We start from the raw sequence: 16,269 nt of genomic DNA, 5'->3' as shown, positions 1-16,269 counted from the left end.
TTCCCATTCAATACACGTATCACTATCTCATCAACCCTTACCTTCGTTGTTACATATAAACAAGGAATACAAAAACCCCTTTGCGCATCGATAAAAGGCAAACTACTTGTATGCCTTTTATCGATGCGCAAAGGGGCTTTCTTATTAAATCTTTTTCTCCACAAAAAATGAATATCTTCTATTGTTTACTACCGTCCCTCTTTTACGGCCACTTGGCGACGGAAGCGCTGACTATATTCTCTTGCCTCTTCAACAGAGTTGACTTGGTTGCGTTGCCACTCCAACAAAATACGGTCAATATAACGGATAAATAGTTTGCCAACAGAATGTGCCTCTCGTAAGGCAGCTATAATAAGCTCTTCCGCATACCCATCCTCTTGCACCCAAATTTGTAAGGTTTCTACTTCAATAGGGGACAGCGGTCGGCCAAATATTTGTTCGAATTGAGAGTACAAGCTATCTGGTTGCTGCTCCTCATCTAATGAAAATAGCATCGTATCAGCCGGTCCGCCTGGTATATCCATATGAGAGGAAGCTGCTACTTCCCGTCTGGAATCCCCAAATGCTTCACGTTGTACTTGATAGGTTTGTTTCAAGCAGTCAAACAAACGATCGTAGACAACGGAAAGATTATAGCTTTCCGAACGGAACCCTGTTTGCTGATCAACATTCTCATCAATGCCAATCCATTGATCCTTCATCATTTTCTGTAACAATTGTATTAAACGCAATCCAGACATGGAAAGCCGATCCTCAAGCTGCGATAACGTGGGAAATTGATTCCCTTCTTGCTGAAATGACAAGAGGTGGATAATTAACATCATCTCTTCGTCCGCCAATGACATCCTTTTATAATTCTTTAATAATAAATTAGAGACAGACGTAGAGCCCTCTTGTAACAGTTGTCTTATTTGTCGATCCATGTCGTGCTTTCACCTCTCCCCTATTATAACAAGGACAGCCAGATTCACCTAGCAAAAAAAAACACACAAACGATTGGAGGTTCTCTACCTATTCCATACAAATCGCAGAAATAAAGAAAACAGCTAGTAGAAAGGGGGATCTCTACTAGCTGCTATTGTAAGCCTGTATTATTTCTTAGTTCTTATTTATAAACAGAAGCTGTTTCTTTTAGCATTTCAGATACAGACTCTAATCCGCCACCAGATAGGTACCAGTAGCCTGGGTCAAGGTAAATGATCTTATTATTTTTAAACGCATTGGTTTTCTTAACGATATCGTTTTCTACTACTTGTTTCGCAGCAGATTTACCCTCTACAGCCGCAGTACGGTCAACTACGAAAATATAATCTGGGTTTTTCTCCAAGATATACTCGAAAGAAACACTTTGTCCGTGTGTAGAAGTTTCGATTTTATCATCTGCTTGTTTGAAACCAAACACGTCATGAATGATACCAAAACGGGAAGTAGAACCATAAGCACTTACTTTGCCATCGTTAGCAAGAATTACTAACGCTTTTTTGTCGTCAGCTTTTACTTTTTCATGTAGATCTTTAATTTCTTTTTCAATTTTAGCTAATTCTTCGTCAGCTTTTGCTTCTTTTTCAAAGATTTGACCTAATGTTTTTACATTTGTAGTGAAAGATTCCATGTACTTCTTGTCATCTATACCCATGTAGATCGTTGGAGCAATCTTTTTAAACTCATCGTATTGATCGGATTGACGACCAGAAATGATGATTAGATCAGGTTTTACTTCGTGAATTTTTTCAAAGTCAGGTTCTTTCAAACCACCAACGTTGATATATTTTGCATCTTTGTATTTATCTAGATAGCTAGGTAGGCTTTTTTGTGGAATACCAGCTACTTCTACACCCAATGCATCCATAGTGTCAAGTGCACCAAAGTCAAAAACAACTACTTTTTGTGGGTTTTTCTTTACTACTGTTTCACCCAATTCGTGTTTTACAGTAATTTCTGCTGGAGCAGCCGCTTCTTTTGTTGCATCTGCTTGAGCACCAGATGTTTTATCCGTAGCATTATTAGTACCGCAAGCTGCAGTAACCAACGCTAACATAAATGTAGCAAATACCATTGCTAATTTCTTCAAGATTCTCACCTCTATAAGTTTTTTAAAACAAGATGTAGAACAGATGGTACAACATACTAAGAAGTATCTGCTCTTCCATCAACTAGTGAAACAAAGTGTAAAACTTTTCTGCGCCTGCTTTGTACCTTCTTTTTCTTCCTCCAAGCGTCCTGTGTCAATTTACGAAGCTACATTGATATGTAAGCCCGTAATCCCCCTTGCTTGAGTGACAACAGGAATGCCTGTTTTTGGGAAATACCCCATCATGGAATCAACCCGTAAGCCTCATCCATACGTTTAGGAAAGGAATGGAAGAAGGTTTCCTACATCGGCAGGCCAGCCCTATCATTTCTGTTTGAATTCCCACCTGCTACTTATCTTGTTAACACAATCCGTATTTATTAAGCGAAATAGACACAGATGTCGTTGCCTTCGATGTTTTGGATATTGAAATCCATTTCATACAAGTCCTGCAAGACTTTTGGGTTAATGATTTCTTGGGTAGAACCCTCTTTGATTACTTTGCCATCTTTTAATGCCACAATATAATCCGAATAACAAGAAGCAAAGTTAATATCATGAATTACAATGATGATCGTCTTGCCTAATTCGGCTACCAAACGTCTCAATGTTTTCATGATTTGCACCGAATGCTTCATATCTAAATTATTTAATGGCTCATCCAGCAAAATATAGTCTGTGTTCTGTGCAATAACCATGGCAATGTAAGCTCGTTGTCTTTGTCCACCACTTAGTTGATCCAAAAATTTGTCCTGCATCCCTTCCAGTTCCATATACGAAATCGCTTCTTCAACATATTTCCAATCCTCTGGTGATAAATTGCCTTGCGAATAAGGAAAGCGACCAAAGCTAACCAATTCTTTTACGGTTAGACGAATATTAATATGGTTGGATTGCTTTAAGATCGAGATTTTTTTTGCCAAATCCTTGCTGTTCCATTTGCTTATCTCTTGCCCTTCAATGTAAACTTCGCCTTCATCCTTCTTGAGTAAGCGACTTATCATGGACAGCAATGTACTTTTTCCAGCACCATTTGGACCGATAAAGGAAGTGATACTTCCCTTTTCAATCGTCACCGATATATTTTCAACAACGGGCTTATTGCCATAGAATTTTGTTACGTTTTTTACTTCTACCATGCTTTATTCTCCTTTAACAGCAGATATAAGAAGTACATGCCACCGATGAAATTGATGATGACACTGAGCGGTGTCGAGAATTGAAAGGCTCGCTCCACGATGAACTGTCCTCCAACTAAAGCAATGGTACTAATGAGCATAGAGCCGATCAGCAAATACTTGTGCTGAAACACCTTTAAATATTCACGTGCCAAATTTGCTACCAATAAGCCCAGAAAAGTAATCGGGCCAACCAATGCGGTTGAAATGGAAACAAGCACCGCAATCACGATAAGCAATCTTTTAACGACTCGGTCGTAATCAATTCCTAAATTAATCGCTTGATCTCTCCCCAAGGAAATGACATCAAGGAATTTTATCTGTGTAAAGACATACCCACCAGCTATCGCAATTCCGATCACAGATAGAATCAAGATATCGGTGTTGACGTTGTTAAAACTAGCAAACATTTTGTCCTGAACGATCTGAAACTCATTTGGATCAATCAGCATTTGCATAAAGGAAGATAAACTAGAGAAGAACGTTCCAAAAATAATCCCCACTAGAAGCAAGAAAAAGATATTCCTTCCCTCGCCTTTAAACAACGCTTTAAATAGAATGCTTGAAAATATAATCATGAGACCTACCGATAGGATAAAATTAACGTTTTTATTCATAATTGTAATATGCATGGAACCAAATACGAAGACAACAACTGTCTGAATAAACATATAGAGCGAATCTAATCCGATAACGCTAGGAGTTAAGATTCGGTTATTAGTTATAGTTTGGAACACAACGGATGAGAAAGCGATCGCTCCCCCGGTCAAAATGATGGCAAGCACATTCTTACTTCGTTTGGGAAGTACATAATCCCAGTTATTCGCATTCATCTTGTAGAAGATAAACAGCCCGATCAAGACGAGTGCTATCATTGCAAGGATGCTTAACATTCTTCTACATTGCTGCATATGCATTTCTCCTCATGAGTAAGTACAGGAATATTCCACTGCCGATAACCCCGACCATAAGCCCAATAGATAACTCATAAGGATAAATAACAAGACGTCCTAATATATCACAAGCTAGGACAAATACGGCTCCGAGTAAGGCTGTATGCGGTAGACTGTTCCGTAGATTGTCCCCACGATAGATGGAAACGATGTTAGGAATAATCAAGCCGAGGAATGGAATCATTCCAACCGTGAGCAACACCAAGGAAGAAATCATAGCAATGATGATTAATCCGACATTGACCACACGCTGATAGTTAAGTCCTAGATTGACTGCGAACTCTTCCCCCATCCCTGCGACCGTGAACTTATTCGCATAAATAAAGGCGATAATTACAAGAGGAATACTGAAGTACAAAAGTTCATATCTTCCCCTCATTACCATGGAGAAGTCTCCTTGCAACCAAGAAGATATATTTTGTATTAGGTCATACTTATAAGCAAAGAAGGTGCTAATTGAACTCACGATGTTACCAAACATGATACCTACCAAGGGAATAAAGATAGTATCTTTGAATTTGATTCTTTTAAGGATATTCATAAAGATAAAGGTACCAGCCAGAGCGAAAACGAATGCGACGATCATTTTAACAATCGGACTCTCCGTAGTAAACAACATGAGCGATACTAATACACCTAATCTGGCGCAATCCATAGTTCCAGCAGTCGTAGGCGACACGAATTTGTTGCGTGTGATCTGCTGCATGATTAAACCGCAGATACTCAAGCTAATCCCAGCCACAATAATACTAATCAAACGTGGAACGCGACTGATTAAAAAAATTTCAACCTGCTCATTTTCAAAATTTAGAATGTCAAGCGGAGTAATGTTTTTGACCCCGATAAACAAGGAACACATGGATAGAATGATTAATGCTAAAAATAAGTATCTCTTTTTCATAGTTCCCCCCGTATGACATTAGCAACTGATGTGATTTCTAGTATTTCTTTATTCTATTTTCATGTTATGTATCGGTTTATATTACAAAATATTACAAATGAGATTGATTTTCATTAATCATCATCCAAGGATTATTATAAATGATTTTCATTCTCATATTCAACTATTTTTTCGTAATTTCTACATTTATAGCGTCTTTTCGTTTGAATAAAGTAGTTTATATGCATAGAAAACAGCGAAAACCCCTTGTTTATACACTCAACAAGAGGTTTTCATCCCAATATATAGTTAAAGGTATTTACTATTATTTATTTATAGATAATCTATTATGGATACAATCTGTACAATAAACGTGGGAATGGTATTGTTTCACGAACGTGATCCAATCCACAAACCCATGCCACTGTTCTCTCTAAACCTAAACCGAATCCAGAATGAGGCACCGTTCCATATTTACGTAAGTCCATATACCACTTGTAGGTTTCCTCAGAGAGACTATGCTCTTGGAAACGAGCTTCAAGTAGTTCTGGATCGTCAATACGTTGGCTACCACCAATAATTTCTCCATAGCCCTCTGGTGCAATCAGGTCTGCACACAGAACCACATCTGAACGATCTGGATGTGGCTTCATGTAAAATGCCTTGATTTCAGTCGGATAGTGAGTAATGAAGACAGGCATATCATAATGCTCAGCAATCATAGTCTCATCTGGCGCACCGAAATCATCTCCCCATTTAATCTCGCTACCTTTTTCTTGTAGGAGCTTAATCGCATCATCATATGTAATACGTGGGAATGGAGCTTTTACTTTTTCTAGTTTCGTAGTGTCGCGATCTAGAGCTTTCAATTCGCGTTGGCAATTTTTTAAAACGGACTGCACAATATGCGATACAAAATTCTCTTGAATGCGTAAGCTTTCTTCATGATCGACGAATGCCATTTCTGGCTCAATCATCCAGAACTCAATCAAGTGGCGACGTGTTTTGGATTTCTCTGCACGGAATGTAGGACCAAAGGAAAACACGCGTCCTAATGCCATTGCTGCTGCTTCCATGTACAGTTGCCCACTTTGAGAGAGATAAGCATCTTCTTCAAAGTATTTCGTATGGAACAGATTAGTGGTTCCTTCGGCAGATGTAGGAGTCAAAATCGGTGGATCAACTTTATAGAATCCATTGATTTGGAAGAACTCGTATACGGCGCGAATAATTTCCGAACGCACAGCCATTGCTGCACGTTGGCGAGGAGCACGTAACCATAGATGGCGGTTATCCATCAAGAAATCTACACCGTGTTCCTTAAGTGAAATCGGGTAGTCTTGTGTAACCTGGATGATTTCTACTCCTGTTACAGTTAGTTCATAGCCGCTTGGAGCACGATCATCTGCGCGTACCATCCCTGTTATGTACAAAGAACTTTCTTGCGTTAGTTCCTTCGCATTGTTCCACGCCTCTTCGCTTACCTCTGCTTTTACCACAACCCCTTGGATAAATCCGGAGCCGTCACGCAGTTGGAGAAATTGGATTTTTCCACTGCTCCGCTTGTTGTATAGCCAGCATCCTATCTTGACTTCTTGTCCGACATGTTGCCCGACCTGACCAATTGTAATTAATGACATAATACGACCTCCATTTATCTGTACCAGATAACCCTTACAATTATACTATCCTCTCTCTACTAATTTCAACGATTGTTATTGTATCTTTTCAATCATGTAAAAAAGCCCCTCCTTAGAGGGACTTTCCTTCCACAAAATGCTTGATACGACTAATTCCCTTTTCCAATTGTTCCATGGATGTTGCATATGAAATACGAATATTTTCAGGGGAACCAAAGCCACTACCTGGGATTAAAGCTACCTTTTCTTGCTCCAACAATGCTTTACTCCAGTCATCCACATTAGCAAACCCTTGTTTTTCCATTGCTTTGGCTACATTAGGGAACACATAGAAAGCTCCCTCTGGCTTTAAGCATGTCACGCCTTCGATTTCATTTAACAAATCAACTACACGATCACGGCGTTTGACAAATTCGCCTCGCATCATTTCCAAGGAGGCTTGCGAACCTGTCAATGCCGCTAGCGCACCATATTGAGCAAATGACGTAGGGTTAGAAGTGCTATGGCTGGATAAATCTACCATAGCCCGGATTAATTCCTCATTGCCTAACGCATAACCCATGCGCCATCCTGTCATGGAATATGGTTTGGACATCCCATTAATAATCACAGTGTTTTCGTAGGCTTCCTTGCCAAAAGAAGCTACAGTAACCGCTTCATGTCCATCATAGATCAACTTTTCATAAATTTCATCTGAAACCATTAACACATTATGTGACAAGCAAACATCCACAATTTCTTCCAATTCCTTACGTGTATAAATGCTACCAGTAGGATTGCTTGGAGAATTGATGATGAGTGCACGTGTGCGAGGGGTAATGGCTTGTTTTACTTGCTCCGCGGTCACCTTAAAATTGTTAGATTCCTTACCTTCAACAAAAACAGGAACCCCCTCTGCTACCTTCACCATCTCTGGATAGCTCACCCAATAAGGGATTGGCACAATCACTTCATCACCAGGGTTTAACAACGCCATAAACAGATTAAACAAGGCGTGTTTTCCCCCATTGGTCACAATGACTTGCTTAGTGCTGTAAGTCAAATTATACTCTTGTTGGTACTTGTTGCTGATAGCTTGTAGCAATTCAGGAATACCAGCTGTTGCGGTATACTTGGTTTTCCCTTCACGCATCGCCCTTTCAGCTGCTTCAATGATATGTTCCGGGGTATTAAAGTCAGGCTCCCCCGCTCCGAAGCTAACAACGTCAATTCCTTGTCGCTTCATTTCGTTTGCTTTCGCCGTAATGGCCAAAGTGGAAGATGGAGAAAGAACTGTGACTCGATTTGCAAGTTTCATGGAAAACCTGGACCTCCTGGTAACGTCATAATTAATGTATGAAAAACTACCAAATACTTATTGATAGCCTATCACACATAGATTTGGATGTATAGTTCTTCGTAGGGAACCTACAGGGCCTTTTACCAAACGTACAACCGACTATTTTATGAACGACTAAAGAAGTTGGTGCATCTAATAAAGAAATCAAATATCCCACATTGTGTCGTGAAGGAGGGAACATTTTGGAGTATACCAATCTTCTTTGGTATCTTGGTCACATTCGGGTGATACCAAAAGAAAATCAAGATGTGGAAGTAATCAACCCTACACCTCTAAAATTGATGGGCCAGGGTAGGCAAGGAGCTGTCTTCGAACTAACTGATACGGTTTGTGTCAAGATTTATGGAGAGGTAAAAGATTGTGAACGTGAATATTACGCCCTACAACTTGGTCAACAAACAACCCTACTACCGACCATTTACGACCGTGGAATCAATTATATTGTGATGGAAAAAATTAAAGGGATTGATTTGCGTGAGTATCTACAAGTAGAGACGCTGACCAAAGAGCTTTCGCTAAAGCTGATACACATGCTCGTTACCTTTAAAAAAATTGGTTATGAAAGGATTGACCATCACAAGCGACAGATCTACTTACTTCCATCTGGTCAGCTTAAAGTGATCGACGTAGGCAGGACAGTTTGGCGGGATCGAACCTATCCTTATCCACGTAAATTAATCACCAGTCTTGGTGCACAACAAGGTGCAATCTTTCTTGCCCACGTAGAAGAGATGGCACCTGAACTGTATAGAGAGTGGGAACATTATCGTGAAATGGATCGATTGGCTCGTAATATTCATCGAGTAATCTCAAGCGAGCAATTAATGAATTCTAAACATATTGCTAGTAAAGCAACCTATCCTCTACTCTCTACTCATGAACAAGCTCTTTATGGAGTGAAATTAGACAGTATGATCCGTAAGATTCACAAGGAAGAAACAGAAAAAGCGTTGTTGGAAGAACAATTGCAATCGAAACAAGAAAATGCTTACTTACTTGAACGATCTGCCTTACTTCAAAGAGAAGACACAAAAGAAGAAACAAAAAGAGAACGACACTAATTCATTCATAAAAGGAGACATAAAACACAACCATAAGTCCCATTGCTCACCTAAACAACTTACGACATCCCATCAAAACCGGAATACTACTTCAAAACAAAAGCAAATGTAACAAACCCCATATATTCCAGCTAGCAAAAATCTTACATCAATGCTCCTTTCTAAACCATTCATTAAAAATCCCCAAAATGCTGTTGTCTTTTTTGTATAACTCTTTCCCTGACGGAATACTTGCACACCAAGGTGGGTCAGATTATGAAAATACTAGTCATTTGGCGCCTTCTAACCGTTGGTGGAGTAAATGCTGGTTGGCGCAACCGAGCCATTTTTTTCAAAAAGCATGGAATAGAAACCGATTTTTTATACACAACTGATCTAGGTGGCATACACATGATGCAGGATGTTGCTAAGGTTTTCCTCACTACTGACAGTAAAGAAATCATACCAATTATCCGAGATAGCCATTATGATGCCATTATTGTTGTTGATACAAAGGAAGCTTATGGCTGGCTAAGGGGAGCACAGTATGCCGGACCAGTTATTATAGAAGCTCGCACTCCCGAGATTATTAAGCTAGCTCCTCATCTGTCTGATTTCTATGGCATTCAGCCTGTTCAAATTATCGTGCCCTCCTCTTATCAAAAAAGAGTGGTTTCCATGCTATGTGACCCAGTTCCTATAACAGTTATCCATAATGGCGTCGATACGGACTTGTTTCAACCAATTTCTTCTCAAGATAGCACGAAGCCCCTCTTTTGTTCTCGACCTAAATCCAAAAAAATCATTGGTTGGATCGGACGGTTAGACAAACGAAAAAATTGGAAAATGCTACTTAAAATCGCCAAATTGGTGAAAGCAGAACGAGACGATATCGAATTTTGGATTATCGGTGGTAATAAAAGTGTTCAGAAACAAAATTTTTCGACTAAATGGCACGAAAAGGGACTAACTGACATCGTTAGCTGGTTTCCCATTGTCCCTTATCAACAAATGCCCCATGTGTATTCACAAATTCGAGAATCTGGGGGGTGTACACTAGCTACAACACGGGCAGAATCCTTTGGCAATACCTTCATTGAATCCATGGCCTGCGGTGTACCCGTCGTAGCCGCTAGCGTTTCTTCCATACCCGAAATTATCAAACATGGAGAGACTGGACGGCTCTATCAAGAGAATCATGTTCGTGGAGCAGTCAATCAACTGTATCGCTTGCTTGATTCACAGGAAATGCACCAAGCCATGTCTCAAGCATGTACAGAACATGTGGCCGCACATTTTGACATCTCTATCTGTGCAAAACAATATGTTGATTTCTTACATCAAGTGGTAAAGAAAGGGGGTAGCGATTCATGAGCCAATTGCGTTTCCATCGACAATTGGAAGGAAAATCGCTTGCCCATCTTATCACGGGCGAAGATGGGCAACGCTATGTTGTCAAAGCAGTCACACCCGGCTTTGAAAAAACATTACTTAATGAATGGATCGGTTATTGTTTTGCACGTTTTTTACATCTCCCTGTTCCTCAATCCTCAATTATTCATCTTCCCCAAGCTTTTTATGAACAACAAGCTCTACTAGAACCACTGCTCTACACTCCTGAACAATTTGCCTCTCGCTACATTCCTAACACCGATAATGTAATGAATCAACCTTTGCCCGAGCATCTAAATAATCCAGAAGTCATCGCTCCTCTCATTGTATTTGATTACTGGTTATGTAATGTTGATAGGACAAAAAAAAACGTGCTTCTTACAAAAGAAGCAGATGGTTCTGCTACACTGTGGTTTATCGACCAAGCAGAAATCTTAGGGTCTCCTAACTGGAATACAAATACCTTACAACAACTGCCTATCCGATTATTAAAAAGTTCAACCCATATGATGCTAGCAAAACATGTCAGTAGAGAACAAGCATTTTGGGATGCTTTGGAAGTGGTTTATTCCATTCCATCTTTGCTAATAGAAGAAGTGGTTCACATGATTCCAGCCTCATGGCCTGTAACAGAAGCAGAAAAAAAAGAAATTGTAACCACTTTGATCAAAAGAAAGCAACAACACCTTCAAACATTAATGCGTTTGTTTTACCATGAGATTTATCTTCCTAATAGAGATCAATTGTGAAAAAGAGGAGAGAAATACCATGGGTCATGGTGTTTCTCTCTGTTATTATATTTATGTTGGTTTATCATGCTCTATCAAATCTCTAGAACTCCCTGATTTTGCACCTTTTCACCCACCGCAATCCAGTCCACCTGTCCAGAGACGTCCTGATTAGCAATTTGGCGTGCAATTTCAACAGTTATTCTATTTGTCTCTTTATTCTGTACAACGGCAAAACAAAATGGCACGCTCGTGGTTGCTACAAATACGTAATCCGCCTGCAGAAATGGTTCTGACAGCTCGATCGTCATGGTTGTTCTCACACGACCTTGTTGTAATGTAAAATTTTCTTTACCAGATTGTTGCAGCTTAATTCGTTCCAACTGATGAGGAGCATGAACCAATGACACCTGAAAGTGATTACTCTGTACACTACGAGTTGCCAGTTTGTCTTCCGTGACCGAGCCATCTGCTAATTTATTTGAAGTAATTTGCTTATCACCGATTTTTTTTTGGGTAATCAAATAATCTTGCAAATGTCTCGTGTGTACGGAGAATGGCTGCAAATCATGATCAGACCAGACCAGAGTTTCTGGCATTGCACATACATACTGCGTCCCTTGATCATGATGAGAAAAAAACTGATTATTTTCTTTTAATAAAGCCAGCTTGCTAGTGCTCTCTTCATAGAAGGATGGCACTCTATAATATATCGAGCCATCACTTTCGTTTTTTTTCTCCTCGGTATATTTTTTTATAAATTGGTACTGATTTTGTGAGGTATTTGTCGATGTTACCAATCTAAGTGGCGAGTAAGACGAATTATGCTTAGAAAAGGGAGAGGCTTTTCTCTCTTCTTTTTTCTTTTCTTTTTTCTTTCTCTTTTCTTTCCGCCCCCTACGTTGCTTTCTTTTGGGACGGGAGCTTGCACTGGATGACATTTGCAAAGACTCCTGTAGCATCGTTTCCATTTCATCTTCCGACAGTGCTGTGGAGGTTTCCTCTTGGTAGTAGATATCTGAACTGTCATCAATCCATTTTTTGCGCAATGCTGTATCCAGAGCATCTAGCTCTAGAAGAGCTCTGTTTTTTCTCTTTAGATTCTTTACATTCTTTAGATTCTTTAGCTTTTTTGGGGTTTGTTTAGTCATGCTCGTTTCCTTTCTTTATGTCTTTGATACAATATTCTATGTAGGAAAGAGAAACATGGGCATTCTTTTTTTGTTCGACAAAAAGGAAAAAACCGATGGAAAAAATCCATCGGTGATCAGGCAACAACTGTATCTAATTCTGCCAGCTTCTCACGAAATTGATCACCGCTTAATACTTCAGCCTCCAACAACACCTGTAGGCTATAGCGATAAACTGTATCGTGTTCACTCAACAAAGAACTTGTTTTTTCAAGTAATCCTTCAATAATGGAATGCACTTCTTGATGAACTGCGTTTTTATCCACATATTGCATATTAATAATCCCTAATTTGGACATTCCGCTTTGGACAATCTCTTGCGCCATTTGTAGTGCTTGTTCAAAATCATTCTTAGATCCTGTACTGCGTCCACCATAATAAATTTCTTCGGAGATTGCGCCCGCCAGACAGACCATAATCTGCCCTTCCATATAATCACGGGTATATAGGTAGTGATCATCCATCGGGTTTTGACGAACATAACCTAATGCTTGTCCCCGAGGGGTTAATGTTACCTGGGACACAGAGCCTGGACGTACTCGCTCACTTACAATAGCATGTCCCAATTCATGAATCGCTACCCGTTCTTTTTCTTCCTGTGGTGCCTCGCGATCCGTCATTTCCCCCATCATAACCTTATCTATGGCAAGCGAGAAATGACTTTGCATTACTTTATCTGTTTTGTCACGCATCGCGTAAATGGCAGCTTCATTGCAAACACTTTCTAGTTGGGCACCAGAAAAACCGAATGTCTCTTGCGCCACTTTCTCTAATTTTACATCAAGTGCGAGTGGTTTATTTTCCGTGTGAATGGTTAAAATTTGTTCACGGGCTGGCTTATCTGGCAAATCAACCTGAATGTGTCGATCAAAACGACCAGGACGCAATAATGCAGCATCCAGCATGTCTTTACGGTTCGTTGCCGCCATGATGAGTATGCGCGGTTTTTCACTTGTTGCCATACCGTCCATTTCAGTCAACAGTTGGTTTAAGGTTTGATCATATTCTCGTTGTTGCTGACCATCCCGCTTTCCACCGATAACATCAATTTCGTCAATAAAAATAATCCCGCTATCTTGATTGTTTTTCTCAGCTAACGCACGCACTTCTTTAAATAAATCGCGTACACGCTGCGCCCCAACCCCTACATACATCTCTACAAATTGTGAGCCTGAAGCGGCAACAAACGCAGAGTTTGTGTAATTGGCTGCAGCTTTTGCCATTAACGTTTTACCTGTTCCAGGAGGTCCTGTCAACAGAACACCTTTTAATGGACGAATCCCGTATTGAGCAATCGCATCCTTATGCAATAAAAAATCTAGGGCTTCTTTTATTTCTTTTTTTGCCCGTTGCTGTCCTCCGATATCGGCAAAGGTAATATTGGATTTTTTCACAACTTGACTGCCACTTTTACTTTTTCCTGAACCAAACTGCATGCCACCTTGTTTGGAAAACAAGAAGTACGTACCTACTAAAATGGCCCCAAATAGCAAAAATGGTCCAATATTAATGCCCAGAAACAGCAAGAAAACGATAACCGCTGGCACTACACCATACAATATCTCTCTACTCACGGTTTACCACCTCGCTTGTTGACTGTTTACGAGGAATTACTTGGTAATACTCATCAGTTCCTCGCTTCAAAAAAATATACACATTTGTTTCATCAATGCGACCATATGCCTCGTCAAGCTTGTAAAGATTTTTCATTTGGGTAAGTATGGTGGGAATTTTGCTGTACTCTTTACCTTCAATTGCTTCGGTTAATCCAAACAAGCCCTCTTTCCAAACCAGCTTGAGTGAATCAGCCTGATTGGTAAGCATTATATCAAAAGCCTTTCCCCGTGCATAGGTTTGGAGTGTTTTTAAAAGCTCGGGATACTCTTCCACAAACGTTTCTGGTTTTGTCACTTGTAGCTTTATGTCAATGCGATCTTTTTTCATCTGGAAATCAACCAATGTAGCTGATGTTAGTTTTTCTGCCTGCTCACGCAATGGACTTTCTATCTGCATCTTTTGGTATAAAAACCAACCGCCAAAGAGGAGTGACAGTGCAGCAACCAATGAGAGTAACATAGGTACTTTACGTAATTTCAACAATATCTCCCCTTCCTAGTTCATGTAGCACTTTTATGCTATCTGTTCTCACGTTGTCTGCTTGGTAGCGTCTTCTAATCCGAGCGACGCTCCTTTTACGAAACCAAGTATAGCATTTTTATGGTATCTTTTTGCTATGTATTTGCTGGAACTACAACCAATTTCAATTCCAGAATAAAGACCATCGTAAGATAGAAAGAAAACCCTTTCCAAAGGAACGGGTCGTCTTATGATTTCGGAATATTTAACGTATACGCTCTAATTTTTTGACCAGTCACAAAATCATAATACACGTAGTTGTAACGATTTTGCTTGTCCACTAAGGTAACTTCCCAGAGTCTTTGCTCCCCCTCTAAACCAGGTACGATGCGTTCAATCTTCGCTCCAGGATAGGCCGTTTCAGCTAATTGTTTTACTTTAGTACGCGGTAGGGCTTTTTCCAGTAAATCAAACGTAACGTGATCTTTGCTAAACCAAGCCACTACAGGGGTTCCTACCTTATTTTTTCCAGTAACGACGGTATATGCTTCCCGTCCTCGATATTCTTCAATCGTATCAATCTCAGCAATGTTTGTTTTTTCTGCTACTAATGCTCTTGCCTCTGCTTCTAACGTGTGACGCTCGGACAATAAGCTGGAAAGTAGCTGGTACAGAGATGCGCCTAACACAACAAGCACGCATGCTGAAATGATCAAGATGCGTTTCCACACAATGATTCTCCTACTTCCCTAAAAATTAAAAACCAGTTGATCTGATTTATCGCCCTTCTGGTTTTTCACCTGAAGCAAGACGACCATACGCTTCAACTGTTTTCTAGCATCATCATACCACAATTGATACTTGATGGTTGTTGATTGTTGCAATTGAATGAGCTCTTTTTCAGCAGGGAAACTAGGTCCCAACCATACTTTCAGAAGCTCTTTCACCTTTTCAGGCTGAAGCATAACGCTATAACCTTGCAAACCTGCTTCATCCCTTGAAATGAGGGGGACAGGCTGTAGCTGTTGAAGTTGACCTTTTAATAGCGAAGCATGCTCAGATGGTGTATACAATGCATAGGGTAATACATATAGCTCTTGCTGGTCATTATCTATGACGAGCGAAGTACCTCGATTGTTACGTTCAATCTTTACTTTTTTCCCATGCAATGCTCCTGACAATTCAAAATGATTTCCTCGATAGCTTCCTGAAAAAGTTTGGTTCTGTATTTTTACTCCAAATGGAGTTGTTTTCTCTACAAATAATTGATCAATCAGTTGTTTCAGATTGGTGTTATTTTGATCAGTATTCCAGCTACTCCTAGCAAAAGACTCCGTACTGTTTTCTTCCGCCAAGGATTGCTTATCTGTTACTTGTCCCAGTAAAGCTCCCACGCCAAATAGGCATACTAATACTGGAAACAGCAACCAAAGATACCGTTGCTTTATGTACATGGGTATCCCTCCCTTTTGTATCTCCTAACATATGAAGTACAAGAAGGATTTAGAACCATGTGGAAAACTTACTAATTATAGAGTCTTGATAAGGAGCCATACTATCAGTACACCACAAGGAGGTGAGCGTGTGAAACAAACCGACAGGAGCCCTTCTCTTCCTGAACAGGACGGGGCACAGCACGATTTATATGCATCCTGGGTAGGTCTGGCCTCACCGCTGCGTACCTTGCCACCTACCGCTTCTCTCTCTGTTCGCCACACATCACTTACGGATCTTTGGCAAACAGAGATACAACGGACGGACTAAATTTTTTCTCTACCTACA

At 40.1% G+C, this 16,269-nt stretch carries 15 protein-coding genes and 1 pseudogene; 4 read left to right on the top strand and 12 right to left on the bottom strand.

Features of this window, described 5'->3' with window-relative positions:
• Positions 1 to 188 precede the first annotated feature (188 nt).
• From EEL30_17165 to EEL30_17135, 7 genes are all read right to left on the bottom strand, one after another.
• Complete coding sequence (locus tag EEL30_17165; protein ID QDX93872.1) at positions 189 to 923, bottom strand: DnaD domain protein; 735 nt, start codon at positions 921 to 923, stop codon at positions 189 to 191.
• 182 nt (positions 924 to 1,105) lie between these two features.
• The gene (locus EEL30_17160) at positions 1,106 to 2,071 is read right to left on the bottom strand and encodes a siderophore ABC transporter substrate-binding protein (protein ID QDX93871.1); all 966 of its coding nucleotides are present in this window, start codon (positions 2,069 to 2,071) and stop codon (positions 1,106 to 1,108) included.
• 380 nt (positions 2,072 to 2,451) lie between these two features.
• Complete coding sequence (locus tag EEL30_17155; GenBank protein QDX93870.1) at positions 2,452 to 3,210, bottom strand: ATP-binding cassette domain-containing protein; 759 nt, start codon at positions 3,208 to 3,210, stop codon at positions 2,452 to 2,454.
• Positions 3,204 to 4,160 carry an iron ABC transporter permease gene (locus EEL30_17150; GenBank protein QDX93869.1) on the bottom strand — a complete coding sequence of 319 codons (957 nt, stop codon included), beginning with the start codon at positions 4,158 to 4,160 and terminating at the stop codon, positions 3,204 to 3,206. The genes EEL30_17155 and EEL30_17150 overlap by 7 nt, the downstream gene beginning before the upstream one ends.
• Positions 4,147 to 5,103, bottom strand: a complete 957-nt coding sequence (locus EEL30_17145; GenBank protein ID QDX93868.1) for an ABC transporter permease — start codon at positions 5,101 to 5,103, stop codon at positions 4,147 to 4,149. Before EEL30_17145 ends, EEL30_17150 begins: the two co-directional genes overlap by 14 nt.
• A gap of 326 nt (positions 5,104 to 5,429) precedes the next feature.
• Positions 5,430 to 6,722, bottom strand: a complete 1,293-nt coding sequence (locus tag EEL30_17140) for an asparagine--tRNA ligase (protein QDX93867.1) — start codon at positions 6,720 to 6,722, stop codon at positions 5,430 to 5,432.
• 112 nt (positions 6,723 to 6,834) lie between these two features.
• Positions 6,835 to 8,019, bottom strand: a complete 1,185-nt coding sequence (locus EEL30_17135) for a pyridoxal phosphate-dependent aminotransferase (GenBank protein QDX93866.1) — start codon at positions 8,017 to 8,019, stop codon at positions 6,835 to 6,837.
• A gap of 224 nt (positions 8,020 to 8,243) precedes the next feature.
• On the opposite strand from EEL30_17135, the pseudogene EEL30_17130 reads away from it, so the two are divergent.
• From EEL30_17130 to EEL30_17120, 3 genes and pseudogenes are all read left to right on the top strand, one after another.
• Positions 8,244 to 9,086: pseudogene (locus EEL30_17130) on the top strand (hypothetical protein).
• A 291-nt stretch (positions 9,087 to 9,377) separates the two neighbouring features.
• Entirely contained in the window at positions 9,378 to 10,475 is a 1,098-nt protein-coding gene (locus tag EEL30_17125; GenBank protein ID QDX93865.1) for a glycosyltransferase family 1 protein, read from the top strand.
• Complete coding sequence (locus EEL30_17120; protein QDX93864.1) at positions 10,472 to 11,242, top strand: hypothetical protein; 771 nt, start codon at positions 10,472 to 10,474, stop codon at positions 11,240 to 11,242. Before EEL30_17125 ends, EEL30_17120 begins: the two co-directional genes overlap by 4 nt.
• Before the next feature lie 74 nt (positions 11,243 to 11,316).
• On the opposite strand, the gene EEL30_17115 is transcribed toward EEL30_17120, so the two are convergent.
• The 5 genes from EEL30_17115 to EEL30_17095 form a co-directional block, all read right to left on the bottom strand.
• Positions 11,317 to 12,372: a WIAG-tail domain gene (locus EEL30_17115; GenBank protein QDX93863.1), complete on the bottom strand. Its 1,056-nt coding sequence runs from the start codon at positions 12,370 to 12,372 to the stop codon at positions 11,317 to 11,319.
• 116 nt (positions 12,373 to 12,488) lie between these two features.
• The gene (locus EEL30_17110; GenBank protein QDX93862.1) at positions 12,489 to 13,985 is read right to left on the bottom strand and encodes an AAA family ATPase; all 1,497 of its coding nucleotides are present in this window, start codon (positions 13,983 to 13,985) and stop codon (positions 12,489 to 12,491) included.
• Positions 13,978 to 14,508 (bottom strand): hypothetical protein, encoded by a 531-nt coding sequence (locus tag EEL30_17105; protein QDX93861.1) that lies wholly within the window; start codon positions 14,506 to 14,508, stop codon positions 13,978 to 13,980. The genes EEL30_17110 and EEL30_17105 overlap by 8 nt, the downstream gene beginning before the upstream one ends.
• A gap of 227 nt (positions 14,509 to 14,735) precedes the next feature.
• Complete coding sequence (locus EEL30_17100) at positions 14,736 to 15,218, bottom strand: hypothetical protein (GenBank protein ID QDX93860.1); 483 nt, start codon at positions 15,216 to 15,218, stop codon at positions 14,736 to 14,738.
• Between the two features lie 18 nt (positions 15,219 to 15,236).
• Complete coding sequence (locus EEL30_17095) at positions 15,237 to 15,941, bottom strand: hypothetical protein (GenBank protein QDX93859.1); 705 nt, start codon at positions 15,939 to 15,941, stop codon at positions 15,237 to 15,239.
• A 130-nt stretch (positions 15,942 to 16,071) separates the two neighbouring features.
• Between EEL30_17095 and EEL30_17090 the strand changes: the two genes are divergently transcribed.
• On the top strand, positions 16,072 to 16,251 hold the full coding sequence (locus EEL30_17090) for a hypothetical protein (GenBank protein ID QDX93858.1): 180 nt from the start codon (positions 16,072 to 16,074) through the stop codon (positions 16,249 to 16,251).
• Positions 16,252 to 16,269: the final 18 nt, after the last annotated feature.

Origin of the sequence: Brevibacillus laterosporus (genome assembly GCA_007833815.1) — a bacterium.
GTDB lineage: Bacteria > Bacillota > Bacilli > Brevibacillales > Brevibacillaceae > Brevibacillus_B > Brevibacillus_B laterosporus_D.
The sequence above is the reverse complement of the archived record's forward strand: the minus strand, read 5'-3'. Positions and strand labels throughout refer to the sequence as shown.